This is a genomic window from Erwinia sp. MMLR14_017 (assembly GCF_033657285.1).
Lineage (GTDB): Bacteria > Pseudomonadota > Gammaproteobacteria > Enterobacterales > Enterobacteriaceae > Erwinia.
The window spans coordinates 65,107-88,820 of sequence record NZ_JAWVWP010000003.1 but is presented as its reverse complement, the minus strand read 5'-3'; the positions used below and the strand labels follow the sequence as shown (position 1 = coordinate 88,820).

The 23,714-nt window shown below is 54.7% G+C and carries 23 protein-coding genes and 1 riboswitch; of the genes, 8 read left to right on the top strand and 15 right to left on the bottom strand.

Annotated elements, in window-relative coordinates; all coding sequences use genetic code 11:
- The first annotated feature begins 117 nt into the window (after positions 1–117).
- Positions 118–942, top strand: a complete 825-nt coding sequence (gene dkgA / locus SD961_RS05925) for a 2,5-didehydrogluconate reductase DkgA (protein WP_318789471.1) — start codon at positions 118–120, stop codon at positions 940–942.
- 98 nt (positions 943–1,040) lie between these two features.
- On the opposite strand, the gene ftsP is transcribed toward dkgA, so the two are convergent.
- From ftsP to SD961_RS05905, 4 genes are all read right to left on the bottom strand, one after another.
- Complete coding sequence (gene ftsP / locus SD961_RS05920) at positions 1,041–2,459, bottom strand: cell division protein FtsP (RefSeq protein WP_318789470.1); 1,419 nt, start codon at positions 2,457–2,459, stop codon at positions 1,041–1,043.
- A 100-nt stretch (positions 2,460–2,559) separates the two neighbouring features.
- Entirely contained in the window at positions 2,560–3,297 is a 738-nt protein-coding gene (locus SD961_RS05915; RefSeq protein WP_318789469.1) for a 1-acylglycerol-3-phosphate O-acyltransferase, read from the bottom strand.
- Between the two features lie 176 nt (positions 3,298–3,473).
- Positions 3,474–5,747 (bottom strand): DNA topoisomerase IV subunit A, encoded by a 2,274-nt coding sequence (parC, locus tag SD961_RS05910; protein ID WP_318789468.1) that lies wholly within the window; start codon positions 5,745–5,747, stop codon positions 3,474–3,476.
- Positions 5,748–5,956: 209 nt separating this feature from the next.
- Positions 5,957–6,724 carry a transporter substrate-binding domain-containing protein gene (locus SD961_RS05905; protein ID WP_318789467.1) on the bottom strand — a complete coding sequence of 256 codons (768 nt, stop codon included), beginning with the start codon at positions 6,722–6,724 and terminating at the stop codon, positions 5,957–5,959.
- Positions 6,725–6,877: 153 nt separating this feature from the next.
- Here SD961_RS05905 and SD961_RS05900 point away from each other — a divergent pair, with 153 nt between their 5' ends.
- Both SD961_RS05900 and SD961_RS05895 read left to right on the top strand, forming a co-directional pair.
- A complete protein-coding gene (locus tag SD961_RS05900) occupies positions 6,878–7,459 on the top strand; it encodes an NAD(P)H-dependent oxidoreductase (RefSeq protein WP_318789466.1) in 582 nt (193 codons plus the stop codon).
- Positions 7,460–7,492: 33 nt separating this feature from the next.
- Complete coding sequence (locus SD961_RS05895) at positions 7,493–7,801, top strand: putative quinol monooxygenase (RefSeq protein ID WP_318789465.1); 309 nt, start codon at positions 7,493–7,495, stop codon at positions 7,799–7,801.
- 93 nt (positions 7,802–7,894) lie between these two features.
- On the opposite strand, the gene SD961_RS05890 is transcribed toward SD961_RS05895, so the two are convergent.
- From SD961_RS05890 to nudF, 8 genes are all read right to left on the bottom strand, one after another.
- Positions 7,895–8,794, bottom strand: a complete 900-nt coding sequence (locus SD961_RS05890; RefSeq protein WP_318789464.1) for a LysR family transcriptional regulator — start codon at positions 8,792–8,794, stop codon at positions 7,895–7,897.
- A 203-nt stretch (positions 8,795–8,997) separates the two neighbouring features.
- Complete coding sequence (locus tag SD961_RS05885) at positions 8,998–10,107, bottom strand: S-(hydroxymethyl)glutathione dehydrogenase/class III alcohol dehydrogenase (RefSeq protein ID WP_318789764.1); 1,110 nt, start codon at positions 10,105–10,107, stop codon at positions 8,998–9,000.
- A 101-nt stretch (positions 10,108–10,208) separates the two neighbouring features.
- On the bottom strand, positions 10,209–10,481 hold the full coding sequence (locus SD961_RS05880; RefSeq protein WP_318789463.1) for a metal/formaldehyde-sensitive transcriptional repressor: 273 nt from the start codon (positions 10,479–10,481) through the stop codon (positions 10,209–10,211).
- Between the two features lie 100 nt (positions 10,482–10,581).
- Positions 10,582–12,477 carry a DNA topoisomerase IV subunit B gene (gene parE / locus SD961_RS05875; protein ID WP_318789462.1) on the bottom strand — a complete coding sequence of 632 codons (1,896 nt, stop codon included), beginning with the start codon at positions 12,475–12,477 and terminating at the stop codon, positions 10,582–10,584.
- Between the two features lie 53 nt (positions 12,478–12,530).
- Entirely contained in the window at positions 12,531–13,112 is a 582-nt protein-coding gene (gene yqiA / locus SD961_RS05870; RefSeq protein WP_318789461.1) for an esterase YqiA, read from the bottom strand.
- A 2-nt stretch (positions 13,113–13,114) separates the two neighbouring features.
- Positions 13,115–13,942: a 3',5'-cyclic-AMP phosphodiesterase gene (gene cpdA / locus SD961_RS05865; RefSeq protein WP_318789460.1), complete on the bottom strand. Its 828-nt coding sequence runs from the start codon at positions 13,940–13,942 to the stop codon at positions 13,115–13,117.
- A 32-nt stretch (positions 13,943–13,974) separates the two neighbouring features.
- Positions 13,975–14,400, bottom strand: coding sequence for a DUF1249 family protein (locus SD961_RS05860; RefSeq protein WP_306210441.1), 426 nt, complete (start codon positions 14,398–14,400; stop codon positions 13,975–13,977).
- Positions 14,397–15,032 (bottom strand): ADP-ribose diphosphatase, encoded by a 636-nt coding sequence (gene nudF / locus SD961_RS05855; RefSeq protein ID WP_318789459.1) that lies wholly within the window; start codon positions 15,030–15,032, stop codon positions 14,397–14,399. The genes SD961_RS05860 and nudF overlap by 4 nt, the downstream gene beginning before the upstream one ends.
- Positions 15,033–15,245: 213 nt before the next feature.
- On the opposite strand from nudF, the gene tolC reads away from it, so the two are divergent.
- The 3 genes from tolC (at position 15,246) to SD961_RS05840 (ending at position 18,690) form a co-directional block, all read left to right on the top strand.
- Positions 15,246–16,715, top strand: a complete 1,470-nt coding sequence (tolC, locus tag SD961_RS05850; RefSeq protein ID WP_318789458.1) for an outer membrane channel protein TolC — start codon at positions 15,246–15,248, stop codon at positions 16,713–16,715.
- A 143-nt stretch (positions 16,716–16,858) separates the two neighbouring features.
- Positions 16,859–17,524, top strand: a complete 666-nt coding sequence (locus SD961_RS05845; protein WP_318789457.1) for a DUF1190 family protein — start codon at positions 16,859–16,861, stop codon at positions 17,522–17,524.
- 5 nt (positions 17,525–17,529) lie between these two features.
- Positions 17,530–18,690: a glutathionylspermidine synthase family protein gene (locus SD961_RS05840; RefSeq protein WP_318789456.1), complete on the top strand. Its 1,161-nt coding sequence runs from the start codon at positions 17,530–17,532 to the stop codon at positions 18,688–18,690.
- Between the two features lie 185 nt (positions 18,691–18,875).
- Here SD961_RS05840 and ygiD read toward each other — a convergent pair whose 3' ends face one another.
- Entirely contained in the window at positions 18,876–19,661 is a 786-nt protein-coding gene (gene ygiD, locus SD961_RS05835; protein WP_318789455.1) for a 4,5-DOPA dioxygenase extradiol, read from the bottom strand.
- A gap of 196 nt (positions 19,662–19,857) precedes the next feature.
- Between ygiD and zupT the strand changes: the two genes are divergently transcribed.
- The gene (zupT, locus tag SD961_RS05830) at positions 19,858–20,625 is read left to right on the top strand and encodes a zinc transporter ZupT (RefSeq protein WP_318789454.1); all 768 of its coding nucleotides are present in this window, start codon (positions 19,858–19,860) and stop codon (positions 20,623–20,625) included.
- A gap of 50 nt (positions 20,626–20,675) precedes the next feature.
- Here the strand turns inward: zupT and ribB are convergent, their stop codons facing one another.
- Positions 20,676–21,332: a 3,4-dihydroxy-2-butanone-4-phosphate synthase gene (gene ribB / locus SD961_RS05825; protein ID WP_318789453.1), complete on the bottom strand. Its 657-nt coding sequence runs from the start codon at positions 21,330–21,332 to the stop codon at positions 20,676–20,678.
- Between the two features lie 108 nt (positions 21,333–21,440).
- A riboswitch (FMN riboswitch) is annotated at positions 21,441–21,591 on the bottom strand.
- Between the two features lie 147 nt (positions 21,592–21,738).
- On the opposite strand from ribB, the gene ubiK reads away from it, so the two are divergent.
- Positions 21,739–22,167 carry a ubiquinone biosynthesis accessory factor UbiK gene (gene ubiK, locus SD961_RS05820; protein WP_318789452.1) on the top strand — a complete coding sequence of 143 codons (429 nt, stop codon included), beginning with the start codon at positions 21,739–21,741 and terminating at the stop codon, positions 22,165–22,167.
- Positions 22,168–22,239: 72 nt separating this feature from the next.
- Here the strand turns inward: ubiK and hldE are convergent, their stop codons facing one another.
- On the bottom strand, positions 22,240–23,667 hold the full coding sequence (gene hldE / locus SD961_RS05815; protein ID WP_318789451.1) for a bifunctional D-glycero-beta-D-manno-heptose-7-phosphate kinase/D-glycero-beta-D-manno-heptose 1-phosphate adenylyltransferase HldE: 1,428 nt from the start codon (positions 23,665–23,667) through the stop codon (positions 22,240–22,242).
- Positions 23,668–23,714: the final 47 nt, after the last annotated feature.

The following is a 23,714-nucleotide window of genomic DNA, read 5'->3' as shown; positions in this document are numbered from 1 at the left end:
AAGCGCCGATCCGCTCCTCTGCTGACAAGATTTTTCAGGCTGTACGGCAATCTCAACTAGACTTAGTTTCACTAACCGGTACAGAGGTGCCGGTTCATTCGTTGCAAAGGAGATATCATGGCAGATCAACCAATAATTAAACTCCACGATGGCAACATGATGCCGCAGCTTGGGCTTGGCGTCTGGCAGGCCACTATTGACGACGCGCGTAAAGCCGCAGTGAAAGCGCTGGAGGTAGGCTATCGCTCTATTGATACCGCCGCGATTTATAAAAACGAAGAGGGGATCGGCCAGGCGCTGCAGGAAACGGATGTCGCCCGTGATGACATTTTTGTGACCACTAAGCTGTGGAATGACGATCAGCTTAATGCAGAGCAGGCAATGGAGACCAGCCTGCAAAAATTGCAGCTGGAGAGTGTGGATCTTTACCTGATGCACTGGCCATGTCCGGCAAAAAATAACTTTGTTGAAGCCTGGAAAGGGATGATTGAACTGCAAAAACAGGGGCTGACCAAAAGCATCGGCGTCTGTAATTTCCAGGAAACCCATCTTAAGCGTCTGCTGGATGAGACGGGCGTCAGTCCGGTTATCAATCAGATTGAGCTTCATCCCATGCTCCAGCAGCGTACGCTGCATGCATGGAATGCCATGCATCAGATCCAGACCGAATCCTGGAGCCCGCTGGCGCAGGGCGGGAAAGGGGTATTTGATCAGGAGATTATTAAAAACCTGGCCAAAAAATATGGCAAAACCCCGGCCCAGATCGTCATTCGCTGGCATCTGGATAGTGGACTGGTGGTGATCCCGAAATCGGTCACGCCATCACGTATTGAAGAGAACTTTAAGGTGTTCGACTTCCGTCTGGAAAAACCGGAAATCAGCGATATTGCCTCGCTGGACAAAGGTAACCGTCTGGGGCCGAATCCGGAAGAACTGAACTGATACCTCTTTCAGGGGCAGGCTATCTGCCCCTTCTCTCTCAGCTTCTCATCAGCAGAAGCTGAATCTCTTTCTCGCGTATCGTCATACCCGGCATCCTCTCAGAGAGCAGGCTGAACCAGTAGCTGACCCACAGAGCCACGATCGGCCATTTCCAGCGTCTGACTGTAATAGATAAAGGGGAAATGCTCGGCAGAAGATTGCGTAAAGGAGACGAACAGCTCCACCGTGCCATCCACCCAGACGGTATCTTTCCAGCCACGATCTTCCGCCATCGGCTGTGCGCCGTTAACATTCTTGATCAGGAACATTACCCCCTGAATATGGAAGGATTGCGGCAGATCGGCATGAATTATCCAGCGTTCATAAGTGCCCTGCTGCGCCTGCATGTCGATGCGCTCCATGTCCCACAACGCGCCATTGATCCCCGGCAGCGAGTCGCCCAAACTGAATTCACGCGTCCGGCTGATGCTGCCATCAATGACCTGATCTGCCAGCAAACGCATCGGCAGATTATCGGTCACCAGCGGCAGCAGCCCGGTGGGACGCAGCGTCAGGATCAGGGTAGAAGTAAGAATGCTGGAAGGCTCAAACAGGCCGCGCAGACGATCGACAATCCCCGCCGCCATTCCTGCGCTGATAGAGACTTCATCGCCCTGGCTCATATCTACCAGAATTTCCCGCCGTTCGCCCGGCGCCAGCGAGAGCTGATTAACCGCGACCGGGGCGGGTAAAAAGCCCTGATCGCTGGCGATAACGTTAAAGGGACGGTTGTCGCTCATTTGCAGCTGATAACGGCGCGAGTTGGAGGCATTAAGCAAACGCAGGCGCACCCAGCCACGCGAAACTTCAACAAACGGGTTTTGCACACCGTTCACCAACAGCGTATCCCCTACAAAGCCACCGCTGCCTGGCGGGTCATACTGTGGCGCGCCAAAATTATCGAGGCGTTTGTCCTGAATAATCAGCGGGAAGTCATCCACCCCGTAGTGATTAGGCACCGGCAGCGCCTTGCTGACTTCATCTTCCACCATCCACATCCCCGCCAGGCCATTATAGACATGCGGCCCCATGCGGTTTGGCGTGTTGGCATGATACCAGCAGGTCGCCGCCGCCTGACGGATGGGCAGCACGGGCGCCCAGTCCACCCCTGGCGACATCATTCTTGGTGCGCCGCCGGAGAGCGCCCCCGGAACCTGAAGGCCGCTGATGGTCATCGCCACGGGTTCGTTCAGCCGGTTGCTGTAAATCAGCTTCACGTCATCGCCGCTCCAGACCCGCACCGTAGGCCCTAAATAGAGGCCGTTGATGCCCCAGACCTGCGCTTTATTGCCTTCGCCGGTGAAGGACCAGTGGCTGCGCTGCAACGTCAGAAAAATAGGCTGTCCACGACGTGACTCCACCAGCGGCGGAACCGGCAAAGGGGTACCCGGCCCGGCGGCAAATGCATCAATCGGCAATGACCCCGCGCAAAGCGCGATCCCCGAAGCCTGAAGAAACTGACGTCGACTGAATGACATAAAAACTCCGTAAGGTAAATGCAGCCCGGTTGCCGGACTGCTATCCATTTTTTTATGATTGTAAGGAGTGCTGTTTTGCCGGTCAGACCACCGGCGAATACTATTTTTTATCTGCCGCTTCGCGTTCGGCCACTTCCGCGTTGAGCGCTTCCAGCTTCGCCATCATTAATTCGCGACAATGGGTAGCCAGCTTACGTACCGACTGATCGGCAAACGGAGCCGTATCGATCGGCGGCAGCATTTCAATAATCACATGACCATTGTTAAGACGGTTAAGTTTTATCTTGTCATGCGTATTCGAGACTACGATAGGAATGATCGGCACGCCAGCTGCCATAGCGGCATGAAAAGCGCCAGTTTTGAACGGCAACAGACCCCGGCCCCGGCTGCGTGTCCCTTCAGGAAACATCCAGAACGAGATCTTCTTCTTTTTGAACTGTTCAATCAGTTCGCCAATGGTGCCGTGTGCTTTTGCGCGGTTATCCCGGTCTATCAGTAAGTTGCCGGTCAGCCAGTAGAGCAAACCAAAAAAGGGTACCCACAGCAGAGTTTTCTTGCCCACGGTTACCGTCGTGGGCTGAACAATTTTGGCTGCGGTAATCATGTCGTAATTATTCTGGTGATTGGCGATGTAGATAGCGTTGGGGTAGTTATCTGCCCCTTCAGGCCGACGCAGCTCTACCTTCAAACCAAACACGGTCGACAACTTGCCAAAGAGATGGCCAAAAGTGGCCACATGGCGGGGATTACGTGGGCTGAACAGGCAATAAATGCAGCCGAACACACACACCAATATGGAATAAATCACCACGATAAAAAAACGTATAATTGCGAGCATCACTTCCTCGTTATGGCTTTCAGACTTTCTGCAGGCCGTCGTTTGCTGAGCAGACGGCAACCTGACCGGCGGCAGGGCTGCGGCCCTGTCCCCGGATAACCGTTAAAGTATACCTGAATTAGCGAAACAACTGCCTGTCACAGGGTTAGCCAGCCTCTGTAGCGGCTGGCCTGTCGTTACGCTTCGCTCTCACCCACTGAAGGCCTGGCCGGGCCGTCAACCTCAACCCGATCGATACGCTGCAGGCCACGTGGCAACAGCGTACCGCGGCGTCCCCGCTCGGCACGGAATTTCTGCAACTCTTCCGGCTTCAGCGTCAGCTTACGTTTGCCAACGTGCAGCGTGACGGAAGTCTGAGGAGAGAGCAGCAGCAGCCAGGTCAGCGCATCCTCGCCGGAGGCCGCCTGGGCAGAAGGGATCGAGATAATCTTGTTGCCTTTGCCTTTGGAGAGCTGCGGCAAATCCCCCACCGGGAACATTAGCATCCGGCCCGCAGCCGTTATCGCCAGCAGCATATCGTCATCATGATAGATCGCCATCGGCGTCAGCACTTTGGCGTTCTGCGGCAGGGTGAGCAGCGCTTTACCTGCGCGGTTACGGGAGACCAGGTCGCTAAAGGTACAGACGAATCCGTAACCCGCATCGGACGCCATCAACAATTTCTGGTCGTCCGCTTCCATCAGCACCTGCTCCATGACGGCACCCGGCGGCGGCGTCAGCTTGCCGGTCAGCGGCTCGCCCTGCCCTCTTGCCGAAGGCAGCGTCAGCGGATCCAGCGTATAGCTGCGTCCGGTGGAGTCGATAAACGCCACCGGCTGATTGCTTTTGCCTCTGGCCGCCGCACGGAAGCTGTCGCCCGCTTTGTAACTCAGACCATTGGGGTCAATGTCGTGCCCTTTGGCGCTGCGCACCCAGCCCATTTGCGACAGCACAATAGTCACCGGCTCAGAAGGCACCAGCTCGCTCTCGCTGATCGCTTTCGCCTCTTCACGTTCGCGCAGCGGTGAACGACGGTCATCGCCATAGGTGTCGCTGTCTGCCTGTAGCTCTTTCTTCAGCAACGTATTCATTTTGCGTTCTGAAGCCAGAATGCCCTGCAGATTGTCACGCTCTTTTGCCAGCTCATCCTGCTCGCCGCGAATTTTCATCTCTTCCAGTTTGGCGAGGTGGCGTAATTTCAGTTCAAGGATCGCTTCTGCCTGGGTTTCGCTAAGCTCAAAACGCGACATCAGTACCGGCTTCGGCTCATCCTCGGTGCGAATGATATGGATCACATCGTCGATGTTCAGAAACGCGACCAGCAAACCTTCAAGAATATGCAGGCGACGCAGCACCTTATCCAGACGATGCTGCAAACGGCGGCGTACCGTATCACGGCGATAGACTAACCACTCGCTGAGGATTTCCAGCAGGTTTTTCACTGCCGGTCGGTTATCCAGGCCGATCATATTAAGGTTGATGCGGTAGCTTTTTTCCAGATCGGTGGTGGCGAACAGGTGGTTCATGACCTGGTCCATATCCACGCGGCTGGAGCGCGGCACAATCACCAGCCGCGTTGGGTTTTCGTGGTTTGACTCATCGCGCAGATCTTCCACCATCGGCAGCTTTTTGTTGCGCATCTGCGCGGCAATCTGCTCCAGCACCCGGGCGCCAGAAACCTGATGCGGCAGCGCGGTGATCACCACATCGCCATCTTCCCGCTTCCACACCGCACGCATCCGCACGGAGCCGCGTCCGCTCTGGTAAATTTTACGAATTTCGTTGCGCGGCGTGATGATCTCCGCTTCGGTGGGATAATCTGGCCCCTGAACGATATCCAGCAGCTCATCCAGCGTGGTCTTGGGCGAATCAATCAGTTTGATAGCGGCTTTTGCCACTTCGCGCAGGTTGTGCGGCGGAATGTCCGTTGCCATCCCTACCGCAATGCCGGTGGTGCCATTCAGCAGAATGTTCGGCAAGCGCGCAGGCAGCATCTTCGGCTCCTGCATCGTGCCGTCGAAGTTGGGAATATAGTCAACGGTGCCCTGACCCAGTTCGCCCAGCAGCACTTCCGCATATTTAGAGAGGCGGGATTCCGTATAACGCATCGCCGCAAACGATTTAGGATCGTCCGGTGCGCCCCAGTTCCCCTGGCCATCCACCAGCGGGTAACGATAGGAGAAAGGCTGAGCCATCAGCACCATCGCTTCGTAGCAGGCACTGTCGCCGTGAGGATGGTATTTACCCAGCACGTCACCCACGGTACGGGCAGATTTCTTGAATTTAGCGCTGTTGTTCAGTCCCAGTTCCGACATGGCATAGACAATACGGCGCTGCACCGGTTTTAAGCCGTCGCCGATATAGGGCAGCGCGCGGTCCATGATAACGTACATGGAATAGTTGAGGTAGGCCTCTTCCGTAAACTTATGCAGGGCACGACGCTCTGCACCATCCTGCGTCAGGTCACTCATTACTCTTTATTCCTCACATCGCGGCGCATTCACCGCGCCACATCGGGGTGGTTTGGCGAGGATAGTACCTTATCAGGGCGGGTGCTGTCACAGGGTAGTGTGGCGGGAAAGGCGATTCAGGCGGAGCAGAAAGATCCTCTGCCCGCGCGGACTATTTACCTGATGCCCGCTTCCGGCAGAAAGCGGTTCAGTCTCGCCTCTGCTGCTGCTTATCTGGTGACGGCCAGCCACTGACTGACAACCTGTTGATACTCGCCGGTGGCGTTGCTCAGATGCAGCCACTGGTCAACATAGAGCTTCCAGCTCAGGTCGTCACGCGGCAGCATGTAGGCTTTCTCGCCGTACTGCATCGGCTGCTCTGGGTTCACCGCGCACAGCTTCGGGTAATGCTTCTGCTGGAACAGCGCTTCAGAGGCGTCGGTGATCATCACGTCAGCTTTGTTATCCACTAATTGCTGGAAGATAGTGACATTATCCTGAAACAGCGTCAGGTTAGCCTGCGGCAGATGGCTGTGGACAAACGCCTCGTTGGTGCCGCCCGCCGGTTCAATCAGCCGCACCGAAGGTTTGTTGAGCTGCTCAAGGGTGCGATATTTCGCCTTATCGGCGCAGCGAACCAGCGGTATTTTTCCATCTGTGCCGAGCGGCGTGGCGAACCAGGCGGTTTGCTGACGCTTCAGCGTGACCGAAACGCCGCCGAGGGCGATATCGCACTGCTTGGCCAGGAAATCTGGCGTTAGCGTTTTCCACGTGGTCGGTACCCACTTCACCTCAGCCCCCAGCGTTTTCGCTAACGACTGCGCCATTGCCACGTCGATGCCTTCGTACTGCCCGTCCGCGCGCAGAAAGGTGTAAGGCTTGTAGTCGCCCGTGGTGCATACCGTCAGCACTTTGCTTTGCAGCACCCGGTCCAGATGTGACTGAGCGCTGGCACCACCCGCCACCAGCAGTAAGGCTGCTATCCCTGTTTTGATCATTGTTGTTGGTCTCATGGTTAAAGAGGACAAATCCTACCCTCTGCAGCCCTATTATTGCGCAGAAAGCAAAAGTGTTGTGATCAATAGCACATTTTAATGCCCGGCTCTCGCGCGTAAACTGGCATTAATTTCATGAACTGGAGAGTACAGAATATGAGCAAGATTTTTATCATTGATGCCGGAAAAACGTTTGCCCACTCCAAAGGTGAACTGAACCATACGTTAACAGAAGTCGCCGCCTCTTTTTTACGTGATGCAGGCCACCAGGTTGATATTACCGTCGTTGACGAAGGGTATGTTGTGGCAGATGAAGTGCAGAAGTATCTTGACGCGGATACCGTGATTTATCAGATGCCGGGCTGGTGGATGGGCGAGCCATGGATCCTGAAAAAATACATTGATGAAGTGTTTACCGAAGGACATGGATCTCTGTACGCCAGCGATGGACGTACCCGTTCGGATGCCGCCAAAAAATATGGTTCCGGCGGCCTGCTTCAGGGCAAAAAATATATGCTTTCCCTGACCTGGAACGCGCCATTACAGGCCTTTACCGATCCGGAACAGTTTTTCGAAGGCGTAGGCGTGGATGGTCTCTATCTGCACTTCCATAAGGCCAACCAGTTTCTGGGGATGGAAGGTTTACCGACCTTTATCTGTAACGACGTGATCAAGCAGCCTGATATTCCTGCCGATATTGCACGTTATCGGACACATCTGAGCGAAATCTTTGCTTAACTGATCAGACGACACCCCTGTTAAGGAACCAGTATGCTCACCGTGATCGCTGAAATTTGCGTTAAGCCCGGCCGCCGTTCGGCCGTTATGCAGGCAATTGAGAGAGTGACACCAACAGTGTTGCAGGAAGAGGGTTGCGGCAGCTACCAGGCGCTGTTTGATCATCAGGCTCAGGTGCCGTGGAAACAAAACTCACCCGACTCTATCTTTATGGTCGAGCACTGGGATTCTCTGCGCCATCTGGAGCAGCATCAGCAGGCTGCACATATGGAAACGCATCGCACCAACATCAAAGAGGATGTGGTGGAGGTGAAGATTTTTGTGCTGGAACCAGCTAAATAAGCCAGACAGGGCGGCAGCGATGCCGCCCTGTCTGCGTTTAAAACAATACGTTGGATTATCGGGTGATCCCGCCGCCATCTGTCGTGCGTCGGGTTAAAGTATCTCTTTGCTGGCGATCTGCTCGCTAAGAAAATCCAGAAAACAGCTGATGCGTAGTGACAGCGTGGTATTGCGGTAATAGACGGCGTGGATGGGATGAAGCATCTCGCGGGTTATCTCTTCTAACACCGGCACCAGCCTTCCACAGGCGCGATCTTCCCTGCTGACAAAATCAGAAATCCGCACGATCCCCTGACCATATACCGCCATTTGCCGCAGCGTTTCGCCGCTGGAGGCGGAGAGCGTGGGCGTGATTTGCAGCAGCTCGCCTTCGCTCTGCCATACCGGCCAGATATTATGGCGATCCAGCTTGCTGAACCCCAGCAGACGATGATTAGCTAATTCCGCCACGCTGGCTGGCGTACCATATTTCGCCAGATAATCGGGACTAGCCAACAATCTCAGCTTGCTGCTGCCCAGCGCTCGCGCATGAATACCTGAATCCCTCAGCTCGCCAATGCGGATAGCAATATCGGTCTGCTGTTCAAGCAGATCGATGATCACATCATCGCTATTAAGCTCAAGCTGGATAAGCGGATAGCGGCTGGTGAAGGCGCCCAGCAGCGGCACAATCACATGGAGCATAAAGGGCGTTGCGGCATTGACCCGCAAACGGCCTGACGGCACCTCTCGCCGGTGCGCTATCTGCTCTTCAGCCATTTCAACCGAGCGAAGGATTTCCCGGGCATGTTTAAGAAAAACATGCCCCTCTTCCGTTAACGCAATCCGCCTGGTGGTGCGATGCAACAGGGTGGTTTGCAGCTTTTTCTCCAGCCGGCTTAATGCGCGGCTGATGCCGGATGTTGTCTGGCTTAGCTGCTCTGCCGCAGCCGTTATCGAGCCGGTATCTACCACCACAACCCAGGCACGCAACTCTTCAAGCGTAATTTTCAAGGATAGCCTTAGCAGTAAGGAAGGTCGCGGCATTATATCTCAGTTTCTGCCGGGCTTTTTTACCTGAATGCGTCGGCAAGACTTGTGGCAAGGCGCGGTTGTGGCAGGATCGATTTTGCGCAAGGGAAGTTCAGGCAGACAGAGATGATAAGAACAGGGCAGGAGAAATGGCGCCACCCAGGCAGCGCCAGAAAAGGAAGGAATTAATAACGAATCACGGTACGAATGGATTTGCCTTCGTGCATCAGATCAAATGCGTCGTTGATGTCGTCCAGCCCCATGGTGTGCGTGACAAACGGCTCTAATTCAATATTCCCTTTCATCGCCTCTTCAACCATGCCCGGCAGTTGGGAACGCCCTTTAACGCCGCCAAAAGCAGAGCCTTTCCACTGCCGTCCTGTCACAAGCTGGAAGGGACGTGTTGAAATTTCCTGACCTGCTCCAGCCACGCCGATGATGATCGACTGGCCCCAGCCACGGTGAGCACTCTCCAGCGCTGCACGCATCACGTTGACGTTGCCGATACATTCAAACGAGTGATCCACGCCCCAGCCGGTCATTTCGATAATGACTTCCTGAATTGGCCGATCGAACTCTTTCGGGTTGATGCAGTCGGTGGCACCAAATTTCCGCGCCAGCTCAAATTTTGCAGGATTGGTATCAATGGCGATGATCCGGCCAGCTTTGGCCTGGCGAGCGCCCTGAATAGCGGCCAGGCCAATTCCGCCCAGACCAAAGATTGCCACCGAATCGCCTGGCTGAACTTTTGCTGTGTTATGTACGGCGCCAATTCCCGTGGTGACGCCACAGCCCAGCAGACAGACGTGCTCGTGGTTCGCTTCCGGGTTGATTTTAGCCAGCGACACTTCAGCCACGACGGTGTATTCGCTGAAGGTTGAGCAGCCCATGTAATGATAGATCGGCTGACCATTATAAGAGAAACGGGTCGTTCCATCCGGCATCACGCCTTTCCCCTGCGTGGCGCGTACGGCAGTGCAGAGGTTAGTTTTGCCAGATTTGCAGAACAGGCACTCTCCACACTCTGCTGTATAGAGCGGAATTACGTGGTCACCGGGCTGAACGCTGGTCACGCCCTCTCCCACTTCTACCACGACGCCAGCCCCTTCATGGCCCAGCACCACCGGGAACAACCCTTCCGGATCTTCCCCGGAAAGGGTAAAGGCATCAGTATGGCAGACGCCGGTATGGCTGATTTTGATCAGCACTTCACCCGCGCGAGGCGGTTCGACATCCAGCTCAACAATTTCAAGCGGTTTTCCGGGACCAAAAGCGACAGCAGCACGGGATTTCATCATGTTCTCCAGGATAATTCAGTCAGACAATATAATGGGGGGGACTATACATGATATAGGGGTGGGGGGTATACAACTCAGGAGGAAAAATCCCGCAGGGATTACTTTGTATATGACCTGACCAGGCTGAGCAGCACAGCGATCTCTTCATCACCCGGCCCCTGTTCGCCCGGTTTCACAAATTCATCGCGGATATAGCTTTCCAGAATTTCGGTCATCAGCCCCGTCATCGCCCCACGCGCTGAGGCAATCTGTTGCAAAACAGGCGTGCAGTCGGCTCCCGCTTCAAGCGAGCGCTGGATACCTTCACACTGTCCCTGAATGCGTTTGATTCTGTTCAGGGCGCGTTTTTTATCTTCTGGTGAGTGTGGCATAGGTCCTCGTGGAAACTTTTACTTCGTCTGGCGGTATTGTCAGCCCGTTTAAGCTTCCCTGCTTAAACGTATGCGGCCCGATCATACTACAGGCCGTTTGTTACACTTCAATCTCTGCCGTATGGCCATTTTCCTGCAGCCAGTTGCGGCGATCTTCCGAGCGTTTTTTCGCCAGCAGCATATCCATTACCGCCATCGTCTTCTCCACCTCATCATCTTCGATGGTCAGTTGGACCAGGCGACGGGTGTTGGGATCAAGCGTGGTTTCACGCAGCTGAAGCGGGTTCATCTCGCCCAGCCCTTTGAAGCGCTGCACGCCAGGCTTGCCCTTTTTGCGCTTGAGCTGGTCAAGGATGCCCGCTTTTTCCTCTTCATCCAGCGCGTAGTAAACCTCTTTGCCCAGATCGATACGGTAGAGAGGCGGCATCGCCACGTAGACGTGACCATTTTTCACCAGCGTACGGAAATGCCGGACAAACAGCGCGCAGAGAAGCGTGGCGATATGCAGACCATCAGAGTCCGCATCCGCAAGGATGCAGATTTTGCCGTAACGCAGCTGGCTCATATCCTCGCTGTCAGGATCGATGCCGATCGCCACCGAAATATCGTGCACTTCCTGCGAGGCCAGAACCTCATCCGAAGAGACTTCCCAAGTGTTGAGGATCTTACCCTTCAGCGGCATGATCGCCTGATATTCACGATCGCGCGCCTGCTTGGCCGATCCGCCTGCGGAATCCCCTTCCACCAGGAAGAGTTCGGTGCGGTTAAGATCCTGAGCGCTACAGTCAGCCAGCTTGCCGGGCAAAGCCGGGCCGCTGGTTAACTTTTTACGCACCACTTTTTTCGCCGCACGCATACGGCGCTGGGCGCTGGAAATAGCCAGCTCCGCCAGCATTTCAGCCGCCTGCACGTTCTGGTTCAGCCACAGGCTGAAAGCATCCTTCACCACGCCGGAGACAAACGCGGCGCACTGACGGGAAGAGAGACGCTCTTTGGTCTGACCGGCAAACTGCGGGTCCTGCATTTTTACCGACAGCACATAGGCACAGCGGTCCCAGATATCCTCAGCAGAGAGCTTGACGCCGCGCGGCAGAATATTGCGATATTCACAGAACTCGCGCATTGCATCCAGCAGCCCCTGACGCAGGCCGTTAACATGCGTGCCGCCCTGCATGGTTGGGATCAGGTTAACGTAGCTTTCTGTCAGCAGCTCGCCTCCTTCCGGCAGCCACAGCAGCGCCCAGTCTACCGCTTCCACATCACCGGCGAAGGTACCCACGAACGGCTTTTCTGGCAGTGTGGGTAAGCCGTTTACCGCTTCACAGAGGTAATCGGTCAGGCCATCGGCATAACACCAGGTCTGCTCGGTATTATTAACGCGATCTTTGAAGACGATTTCAACGCCCGGACAGAGCACAGCTTTGGCCTTCAGCAGATGGCTGAGACGGGAGACTGAGAAGCGTGGACTGTCGAAGAAATTAACGTCCGGCCAGAAGCGCACGCGGGTGCCGGTATTGCGTTTGCCAACCGTGCCGGTGACGTGCAGATCCTCTACCTTGTCGCCGTTTTCAAAAGCCATTTCATAGACTTCAGCATTACGCCGGACGGTGACTTCCACGCGCGTGGAAAGGGCATTCACTACCGAGATCCCCACGCCATGCAGGCCGCCGGAGAACTGATAGTTTTTATTGGAGAATTTACCGCCCGCATGCAGGCGACAGAAGATTAGCTCAACGGCAGGCACGCCCTCTTCGGGGTGAATATCCACAGGCATCCCGCGCCCGTCGTCTGTCACTTCTAACGACTGATCGGCATGGAGGATCACCTCAACACGTCTGGCATGGCCCGCCAGCGCCTCATCGATGCTGTTATCGATCACTTCCTGGCCTAAATGGTTTGGACGTGACGTATCGGTGTACATTCCCGGACGACGGCGAACGGGTTCAAGGCCGCTGAGAACCTCAATGGAGTCAGCGTTATAGCTGGATTGAGTCATCGTAAGAATCTGATTGGTGGCTAAAAATGAGTGGTCACTCTCCGCGGCCTGCTTCAGACGCCGGAGAGGCCCAGGAAGTCGAGGATCGGGGAGAAATGGCGTTCGAATCCGATAAAAGCATGATTGCCGCCCTCTTCGACCGTCTGACGGCAGGCTTCGTAATACGCCAGGGCCTGTCGGTAGTCGAGCACTTCGTCGCCCGTTTGTTGCAATAACCAGAGCAAATCGGGTGACGGTAACGGGTCAATCTGCATCACTTTCAGATCGTAAATATGGCGTGACTCTAACACATATTGCTGGCCGGTGTATGGGTTCTCGTTGTGGCCCAGATAATCGGTTAACAGCTCAAAAGGCCGCACTGCAGGGTTAACCACTACCGCAGGTAAGGCAAAACATTGTGAGAGCCAGGTGGCGTAATAGCCGCCAAGGGATGATCCGACAATCCCAATCTCTTCGCCTGCGGAAGACATGATCCAGTTTTCCAGCTCGATCGCCGCCTCCCCCGGAAAGGCGGGCAACTGAGGCACAAACAGGGTAAGCGCCGGGTGGTGCACCGCCAGCCATTCACCAAACTGCGTCGCTTTCGCCGATTGCGGAGAGCTGTTGAAGCCATGCAGATAGAGTAGCGTCGCCACGATCAATAACCTTCTGAATCGAGATCGGGACTGAACGCCCGTGTTATCAACCGCTCGACCTCAGTCTCCACCCTGCCATCCTGTAACAGATCCAGCCAGCGCCAGCCTGGCGCTTCAGAATCGATGGTAAAGCTGGTGCAGTGAGGTTTAAATTGCACGCAGGTGGATGGCGTGGCCAGCAGGCGTCGCCCGTTCCAGTTCAGATCAAGATCCTGATGAATGTGGCCGCAAATCAGCGTGGTCGCCAGCGGATAGTTTTGCAACACGGCTTCAAGCATATGTGAATTGCGCAGGCTGTGCTGGTCAAGCCAGGTACAGCCGGAAGGCGAAGGGTGATGGTGCAACAAAACCAGCGTATGCCGGTGTGGCTCAATCGCCAGCGTGGTTTCCAGCCATTCGAGCTGATAGTCGCTCAGCATACCGTGCGGGACGCCAAAGACCTGGCTGTCCAGCAGCACGATTTGCCAGTTGTCGCCAATCAGCACATGCTTTTCATCCGCAATCTGCGCTTCTGCCAGCGTACTGAACATTGCCGGCTGGAAATCATGATTTCCCGGCAGCCAGACGCAAGGGGCAGGCAGGCGTGCAATACCCTCAGCGAAATGCTGATAGGCCTCGACCGTATGATCCTGAGCCAGATCGCCCGTTGCGACAATCAGGTCGTAGTGACGCGGACTGGCGGAGATCGCCTGAAGCACCGCGTCAAAACTGGCCCAGGTATTTACACCCAGCAGCGTTTCGTTTTTACCGGCAAAGAGATGGGTATCCGTGATCTGTAAAATCCTGACCCTGGACCCACTCGCCGCAGGAAGTTTTAGCAGGCTTTCCAATCAAAATCCTTAGGGTTAACGCCAGCTCAGCCTTAACAAACCGGTACGGCCATCGCGCCATGTGCTAAACAGTAGCGCAACCAGTCAGCCAGGAACTGATTTATCTGATGCTTTTCATCACGCTGATGAAGCTTTTTATTAGGATAATCATAGCGTGCTTTGAAGCGATAGATCTGTTGCGTTGAACACACTTCGGCCACCATAGCATCATGATAGAGCCGGACGGACATGGCAGGCAGGCTCCAGTAGCTGACGGCGGGGGCAGTTTGCTTGATTTCGACCAGCGTGGTGTAACGCGTCGACTCCTGGATGGTGACCGAATAGTTGGCACCGTTAACCTGATAGGTCACTGACTCTTCCGCCCGGTCTTCTTTGGGCAGCAGGCGACGCAGCTGAGCGAAATTGGTTTCGCAGACGCGCATCATTTCAGGAAAGTCAGGGACGTAACGCTTTATCATTCGGGTTTCCACTCGCTTCGTAATTTTTTATGGTGCAGCTCAAGCCATTGCAATGCGATGACAGAGGCTGCGTTATCTATTTTCCCCTCTTCCACCCACTGGTAAGCCTGTTCGCGGCTGACCACATGGACAAGAATATCCTCATTCTCTTCCTCCAGACCGTGGTTTCCCTGCGCCACGCTGGCATCCACTTCTCCCACCAGAATATGCAACCGCTCGCTGGTGCCGCCGGGGCTGGCCAGATAGCTCAGCACCGGATTCACGCGCGCCGGATGAATTCCAGCTTCTTCATACGCTTCACGCCGGACCACATCCTCAGGCGTTTCGCCTGGCTCCACAATACCGGCGACTAATTCTAACAGCCAGGGTGTCTGACTGCTGTCAAAGGCAGGAATTCGGATTTGTTCGATCAGGACCACTTTATCCCGCACGGGGTCATAGGGTAGCAGCACGGCGGCTTCTCCGCGCTCAAAGACTTCTCTTTTCACTTCTCCACTCCAGCCGCCCCTGAAGAGTCGGTGGCGAAAACAGTAGCGGGTAAGCGAAAAAAAACCGTTATACAGTGACTCTCGTGCAATAATTTCTACATCGTTTTTAGTGAAAGTCACTGGGTATTTTTTACTGTTTTCCATTGGGACCGCTCCTTTCCGGATAAGAGCAAAGTCGAGAAATGCAATCCCGAATCCGCTGAGAATGTGGTTCTTAATGAATTATTTGAGTAAATTAGGGCAACATGGCACTTTCAGCCAACTTCACTGTTCCGTTTACTCTGCTAGAATCGGCGATAATTTTTTGGCTTACGTCAGTGCTACCATAGCAATTTTGCTGCACTACAAGGAATGCAAATGAACAAACTGCTCCCTTTACTTATTGGTCTGAGCCTGGGCAGCTTTAGCGTCGCCAGTCAGGCTGAAAACCTGTTGCAGGTTTATCAACAGGCTCGTCTGTCTAACCCCGATCTGCGCAGCTCTGCGGCCGATCGTGATGCGGCATTTGAGAAAATTAACGAATCCCGCAGCCCGTTGCTGCCGCAGTTAGGCCTGGGTGCTGATTATACCTATAACAATGGTTATCGCGACAGTAGCGGCCTGCATTCCAACACCACCAGCGGTTCTCTTCAACTGACCCAGACCATTTTTGATATGTCAAAATGGCGCGCGCTGACGCTTCAGGAGAAAACGGCTGGTATACAGGACGTCTCCTATCAGAGCGCGCAGCAGACGTTGATCCTTAACACTGCTACCGCCTATTTCAATGTGCTGAACGCCATTGATACGCTCTCTTACACTGAAGCGCAGAAACAGTCGATCTATCGCCAGTTAGACCAGACAACGCAACGTTTCAATGTGGGCCTGGTCGCCATCACCGACGTGCAGAACGCCCGCGCACAGTATGACAGCGTGCTGGCTAACGAAGTGACTGCCCGTAATAACCTGGATAATAACGTAGAGACTCTGCGCCAGGTCACCGGTAATTATTACCCAAGTCTCGCCTCGCTGAACGTTGAACGTTTCAAAACGGAAAAACCTCAGCCGGTTAACGCCTTGCTGAAAGAGGCAGAGAGCCGCAACCTCAACGTCTTGTCTGCGCGTTTATCGCAGGATTTAGCTCGTGAGCAGATCCGCTATGCGGAAACCGGCCATATGCCAACGCTGGACCTGACCGCCTCTACCGGTCTCTCAAACAGCAAATATGGCGGTAGCCGGGCAAACCAGACGTCATCTACCGCAGACAGCATTACCGGGTCTAACCAGGTTGGTCTGAGCTTCACCCTGCCGCTGTACAACGGCGGCGCGGTCACTTCTCAGGTCAAACAGGCGCAATATTCTTACGTTTCTGCCAGCGAGCAGTTAGAGAGCGCGCACCGTTCAGCCGTACAGACCGTACGCTCCTCGTTCAATAACGTGAATGCCTCTATCAGCAGCATCGAAGCTTACCGTCAGGCCGTGGTCTCTGCACAGAGCTCACTGGATGCGATGGAGGCTGGCTATCAGGTTGGTACCCGCACGATTGTTGATGTGCTGGATGCTACCTCTACCCTGTACAGCGCCAAGCAGCAGCTTTCTGATGCGCGTTACAGCTACATGATCAATGAGCTGAACATCAAGTCTGCGCTGGGTACGCTCAATGAACAGGATCTGCTGGCGTTGAATGCGCGTTTGGGCAAAGATATTTCTACCTCGCCTGAAGCAGTAGCGCCGGAAACGCCTGAGCAAAACGCCTCTGCTAATAATGGTGATGCTGCTCCACGTACTACCCCTGCGGCACAAAACACCGCACCGGCCAATAGCAACCGTAATCCTTTCGCTAAGTAATGTCTGAGGGGCAGCATCAGCTGCCCCTACACAATCAAACGTATAGCTAAGTAAAGATCCCCCTCCCAACTGCCCCCGTCGCTTCATTTTCCACCGCTATTACCCTATTCTGTCCATTACCTTTGGGCACAGGACAGAACGTGATGAAACGGACTAAACAAATTAATCATGCCTCCTTTCGCAAAAGCTGGAGCGCACGACACTTAACCCCGGTCGCCTTAGCGGTTACTGCGGTATTTATGCTTGCCGGTTGTGAACAATCGGATGAAACCGTCACCATGTATCAAAATGCGGACGACTGCTCCAGCGCCAACCCGGGCAAGAGCGAACAGTGTACGACCGCTTTTAATAACGCCAAAAAAGAAGCAGAGAAAACCGCACCGAAATACGCAACCCGCGAGGATTGCGTGGCAGAATTCGGAGAAGGCCAGTGCCAGCAGGCACCAGCTCAGGCGGGTGTCGGGACGACTAACGCAGAATCTCAGCAAAGCGGCAGCTTCTGGATGCCATTAATGGCTGGCTATATGATGGGCCGCATGATGGGTGGCGGCATGGGTGCTCAGCAACCGCTGTTTACTTCACGCGCGCCAAACAGCCCGGCTAACGGTAAGTTTGTTGATGCCAGCGGCAAAAGCTTTGGCACGGCCACACCTGGCCGTACCATGACGGTTCCGAAAACCGCACTGGCGCCAAAACCAGCGACGACCAGCACCGTTACCCGTGGTGGCTTTGGCGAAAGCGTAGCAAAACAGACCTCTATGCAGCGTAGCAGCGCCGCTTCCGGCTCCAGCCGCTCTTACGGGGGCTAAGGGTTATGAAGCGTATTGCCATTGCTGAGCGCCCCAACTGGCGTGAGAAAGCCACTGAGTACGGTTTTCGTTTTCATACCATGCACGGCGAGCCCTACTGGTGTGAAGACGCTTATTACCAGTTTACGCTTCAGCAGGTTGAGAAGCTGGAAGAGGTGACCAGCGAGCTGCACCAGATGTGTTTACAGGTGGTCGACAAAGTGGTGAACAGCGAAGAGCTGCTCGCCAAATTTCGCATTCCTAAACACACCTGGGATTTTGTTCGCGCCTCATGGAAGACCACTCAGCCGTCGCTTTATTCCCGCCTCGATCTCGCCTGGGATGGTCAGACCGACGCCAAGCTGCTGGAGAATAATGCGGACACGCCAACTTCCCTGTATGAAGCCGCTTTTTTCCAGTGGATTTGGCTGGAAGATCAGCTCGCCGCAGGTAACCTTGCGCCAGGCAGCGATCAGTTCAACAGCTTGCAGGAGAAGCTGATTGAGCGCTTTGCGGCGTTGCATCAGCAGCATGGCTTTGGCCTGCTGCACTTTGCCTGCTGTCGCGATACTGATGAAGATCGCGGTACGGTGCAATATCTGCAGGATTGTGCGACGGAAGCCGGATTGCCGGGCGAATTTCTCTTTATTGATGAGATTGGTTTAGGCGAAAAAGGCGAGTTTACCGACGTACAGGATCAGGTTATCAGCAATCTGTTCAAGCTCTATCCGTGGGAATTCATGCTGCGAGAGGTCTTCTCAACCAAGCTGGAAGACGCAGGCGTTCGCTGGCTGGAACCGGCATGGAAAAGTATTATCTCGAATAAAGCGCTGCTGCCGATGTTATGGAAAATGTTCCCTGGCCACCCTAATCTTCTGCCCGCTTATTTTGCTGAAGATGAAGTCCCGCATATGGAGAGCTATGTGGTTAAGCCTCTGTTTTCACGGGAAGGCGCCAATATCCGCATCATGGATAAGGGGCAGGAAATTGCCCGCGCAGATGGACCTTATGGTGAGGAAGGGATGATTGTACAGCAGTTCCATCCGCTGCCTAAATTTGGCGACAGCTATACGCTGATTGGCAGCTGGCTGATTGACGATCAACCTGCTGGTATTGGTCTGCGCGAAGATCGCGCGTTGATCACTCAGGATCTTTCCCGCTTCTATCCGCATGCGTTTATTGAATAGGAACGGGCCTGGGCGGCTGAAAGAAGCAGAGCCTGTCTGAACCCGGAGAATATGATTCTCTGCCTTATCTGAGTCCGGCCCACAACCGGACTCAGCCTGCTTAAACGCAGCGCTATTTTCACCCGTTTCGCCTCACAGCCCGACTCTAAATTCTCCAGGCCTGCCTTATCCGCCTGACCCGAACACTATCCTACCTGCACAGAGAGCATACTCAGTGAGGCCATCACCAGCCCGTCGATGGGAACAGAAACGGATTCACCAGGCAGCCGCGCGCCCAGCACGTAGAGCAACGGCAGGTAGTGTTCTGGTGTCGGGTTAGATAGCCCGGCGCCCTCATGACGCATAAAATTCACCAGCGGATGCTGCTCAGCCTCCCCTTCCCAGGTCAGATTTTCGCGCACATAGTCATTAAATGAGGTCGCCCAGGCATAAGGTTCTGCCTCGCCCTGCCAGCGCACCATCCGCAGGTTATGCACCACATTGCCGCTCGCCACAATCATAATGCCCTGCTCACGCAAAGCGGCCAGCTTACGGCCCAGTTCAAAATGATAAGCGGGCGGTTTGGTGCCGTCGATGCTGAGCTGTACGACGGGTATATCCGCCTCAGGATACATTTTGATCAGCACGCCCCAGGAACCGTGATCGAAACCCCACTCCCGATCCAGACGTACCTCACAGGGAGCCAGAGCTTCTGCTACCGCGTTGGCTAAATCTGGTGAGCCGGGGGCTGGATAGTGCGTATCAAACAGCGCCTGGGGAAAATTGCCAAAATCGTGGATCGTGCGGGGCTTTTCCATCGCGGTGACCGCAGTACCACGGGTATACCAGTGAGCGGATACCGCCACAATCGCTTTCGGCCGCGGTAATGTTTTACCCAGCTCGCGCCAGGCTTCGGTATAAACATTCTCTTCCAGCACATTCATGGGGCTGCCATGACCCAGAAAAAGTGCGGGCATACGTGACTGACTCATAATATTTCCCCTGAATGTGTCGGCTTAATGAGCGCTACACTACGCGATTTTATCGGGCGATGAACCCGGATAAGCGTGACGAAGATCGTCAGTAAATTTGAATGATCTTCCCAGACAATTCCTGACGTTCCTGCTGATTATTTTTTGCTAAGGTATAGCAAAGGCTATACTTTATTTATTCTTTCAGGAGGTCACCATGTCCGTGCCTTTGTTACTGACTTTACTCGCCGGTGGCGCAACTTTTATCGGCGCCTTTCTGGGTGTAGTAGGACAAAAACCGTCAAACCGGGTACTGGCCTTTGCACTGGGTTTTGCGGCTGGGATCATGTTGCTGATCTCGCTGATGGAGATGTTACCTGCGGCACTGCACGCCAAAGGGATGTCGCCGGTCCTGGGCTACGGCATGTTTGTGGCGGGTCTGCTTGGCTATTTTGCGCTGGACCGGCTGCTGCCTCATCAGCATCCACAGGATCTGTTGAAAGGGAATCAGCCGCCAGCCAACCTGCGCCGTACTGCTATTCTGCTTACGCTTGGGATCAGCCTGCATAATTTTCCGGAAGGTGTCGCCACCTTTGTTACCGCCAGCAGTGACCTTGAAATGGGACTGGGCATCGCTTTAGCCGTTGCTATCCACAATATTCCTGAAGGAGTTGCCGTGGCCGGACCGATGTATGCCGCTACGGGTTCAAAGAGCAAAGCGATCTTCTGGGCTGGGGTTTCCGGCATGGCTGAGATCGTCGGAGGGTTGCTGGCATTCTGGCTGCTTGGGCCGTTGGTTTCACCGGTGATCATGGGCGCTATCATGGCTGCCGTTGCCGGGATCATGGTGGCGCTCTCTGTAGATGAACTTATGCCGCTGGCTAAAGAGATCGATCCACACAGCAACCCCAGTTATGGCGTCCTGTGTGGAATGTCGGTGATGGGATTAAGCCTGACGCTGCTCCAAAGCAGTGGCCTGAGCTGAGACGAAAAAAAACCGGGCAAACAGCGCCCGGTTTTTTTATGCTCTGTGGGTTAACCTGCCCGACGCGCCTCGTCATTTTGACGGTAAGCGACCAGATCCTCGATAGTTACTACCGGCATATCATGCTGTTTAGCAAATACGATAGCTTCCGGCGCGTGTGCCATCGAACCATCATCATTGGTCAGCTCACACAGCACACCAGCAGGCTTGAAACCGGCCAGCGTAACCAGATCGATCGTGGCTTCGGTATGGCCACCACGGGTCAGAACGCCGCCTTCGCGGGCGCGAAGCGGGAACACATGACCCGGACGGTTCAGATCGGAAGGTTTAGCATTGTCAGCGATAGCTGCGCGGATAGTGGTAAGACGATCCCTGGCAGAAACGCCTGTGGTCACGCCTTCAGCCGCTTCAATGGTTACGGTAAAGCCGGTACCATAAGAGCTGGTATTGTTTTCAACCATCATCGGCAGCTCAAGCTGACGACGACGTTCTTCAGTCAGGCAAAGGCAAACGATGCCGCTGCCGTGGCGAATGGTCAGTGCCATCTGCTCAACGGTCATGGTCTCTGCGGCGAAGATCATATCGCCTTCGTTTTCGCGATCTTCATCGTCTAACACCATCACGCCGCGCCCTTCGCGTAATGCTGCGAGAGCCCGTTCCACACGCTGCTGCGGCGTGCCAAATTCAGAAAGTAGCGTCTGATTCATGGTAATAAAACCTTATAAAATGTATGAGTTACCAGAATCAGGGCGTGCTTAGGAGTGTCATGCAGTGACAAAAAATAACGGCGAGGCGGGCGCAGGCCCGGCCAGATACGTTACTCTCTCCCATCCGGACTCTAACCGTCGGCCCCGGAGTCACACCGGGTCTGCTGACCTTCAGACCGGCAGGTCTGAAGCGCTCGCGGGCTTTCAGCAAAGCTGATTTACCGCCGGTGGGGAATTTCGCCCCGCCCTGAGAATAAGCCTGATTACTATAACGCCGATAAAAAATCTGGGCAACGAACAAAATGTGCGATTCGTTTGCCCTGTTTCCGCTTTACGGATTTCTGGTTTATCCTTTTGGATTATCGCATTACACTTAGAGAAACTTTGCCGCTATCAGGATGCCGCTATGATTGACCCGAAAAAAATTGAACAACTCGCCCGCCAGGTGCACGAGTCTATGCCTAAAGGCATCCGTGAGTTCGGCGGCGACGTTGAGAAAAAAATTCGTCAGACGCTGCAGTCACAGCTGACTCGTCTGGATTTAGTGAATCGTGAAGAGTTTGATGTGCAGACGCAGGTGTTATTGCGCACCCGTGAAAAACTTGCCGCGCTGGAACAGCGTATTGCTGAACTGGAAAGCCGGGGTGCTGCGGCAACAGACTCATCCGCCGCTGCTCCCCTCTCTTCAGCTGCCCCGGTTTCTACCTCTTCAGTTGCCCCGGCTTCAACACACGCTTCTGCGGCTCCGGCTTCTCCCGCAGCCGCAACGGATTCAGCCACACCAGCTTCACCGGTCACCCCAACAGACGCGATCGATACGCAGGATAAGCAGTAATACGTTGCTTCAGAGGTGTAAAAAAGGGCGATCTCAGATCGCCCTTTTTTTATCGGTCACTGAAGTCAGAATCTACTTCTTCGACTTAATCGCTTTAATGATATTGCTGGTTGAAATGCCATCTTCGAAGTTCAGTACCCGAACCTCGCCGCCGTTAGCCCACACCTCTTTGCTGCCAGCAATCTCTTCCGGCTTATAGTCTCCGCCTTTGACCAGCAGATCTGGCAGGATATCGGCAATCACCCGTTGTGGCGTATCCTCTTCAAAAGGCACCACCCAGTCAACCGCTTCCAGCGCACCCAGCACAATCATTCTGTTCACCAACGGATTGATCGGACGGCTTTCTCCTTTAAGGCGTTTGGTGGAAGCATCGCTGTTTACCGCCACAATCAGCCTGTCGCCCAGCTTGCGGGCGTTAGCCAGATAGGAGACGTGTCCGGCATGGAGAATGTCGAAACAGCCATTGGTCATCACTACTTTTTCGCCGCGACGACGCGCAAGGGCTACGGCCTCTTTAAGCTGCGCCTCATCCATCACGCCAAAGCCAGATTCCGGGCGGGCGCGAATGGCGTTTTCCAGTTCAACTGGAGAAACTGTTGATGTCCCGAGTTTACCCACCACGACACCCGCAGCAGCGTTAGCAAGGAAACAGCTCTCTTCCAGCGTATTTCCCGCCGCCAGAGCGGCCGCCAGCACGCCAATTACCGTGTCGCCCGCACCGGTCACATCGTAAACTTCCTGCGCCTGAGTGGGCAGATGGAACGGCTTTTTGCCCGGTTGCAGCAGCGTCATGCCATTCTCAGAACGGGTGACCAGCAGCGCCGAAAGATCGTATTGCGCCATCAGCGCCATACCACGTTCAACAATTTCCGCTTCGTCCCTGCACTTGCCCACCACCGCTTCAAACTCAGAGAGATTGGGCGTCAGGATGGTGGCACCGCGATAGCGTTCAAAATCGGTGCCCTTCGGGTCAACCAGCACCGGTACCTTCGCTTCACGGGCAATCTGGATAATGCGTTCAACGGTTGCCAGCGCACCTTTGGCATAATCGGAGAGCACCAGCGCGCCCGAGGTGGGCAGCGCCTGACGAATGCGCTCATGCAGAGGCTCCGGATCCACGCCCTCGAAACCCTCTTCAAAATCCAGGCGGATCAGCTGCTGATTACGCGACAGGATACGCAGCTTGGTAATGGTAGGATGCGTCGCCACCGCCACAAAGTCGCACTGAACCTTGACGCCGCTCAGGGTCGCATCCAGCGCACGCGCAGCATCATCCATCCCTGTTAACCCCACCAGGCGGGAACCCGCGCCCAGTGAAGCGATATTCATAGCTACGTTAGCCGCGCCGCCGGGACGTTCCTCAACGTTATCCACTTTCACAACGGGCACCGGGGCTTCAGGGGAGATGCGGCTGGTTGGGCCGTACCAGTAGCGATCCAGCATCACGTCGCCAACAACCAGAACACCTGCACGGTTAAAATCGGGCAGCGTAATTTTCATTCCAGACACTCCAGGCTGAAGTCAAAAATAGTGCGCGCGATGATAGC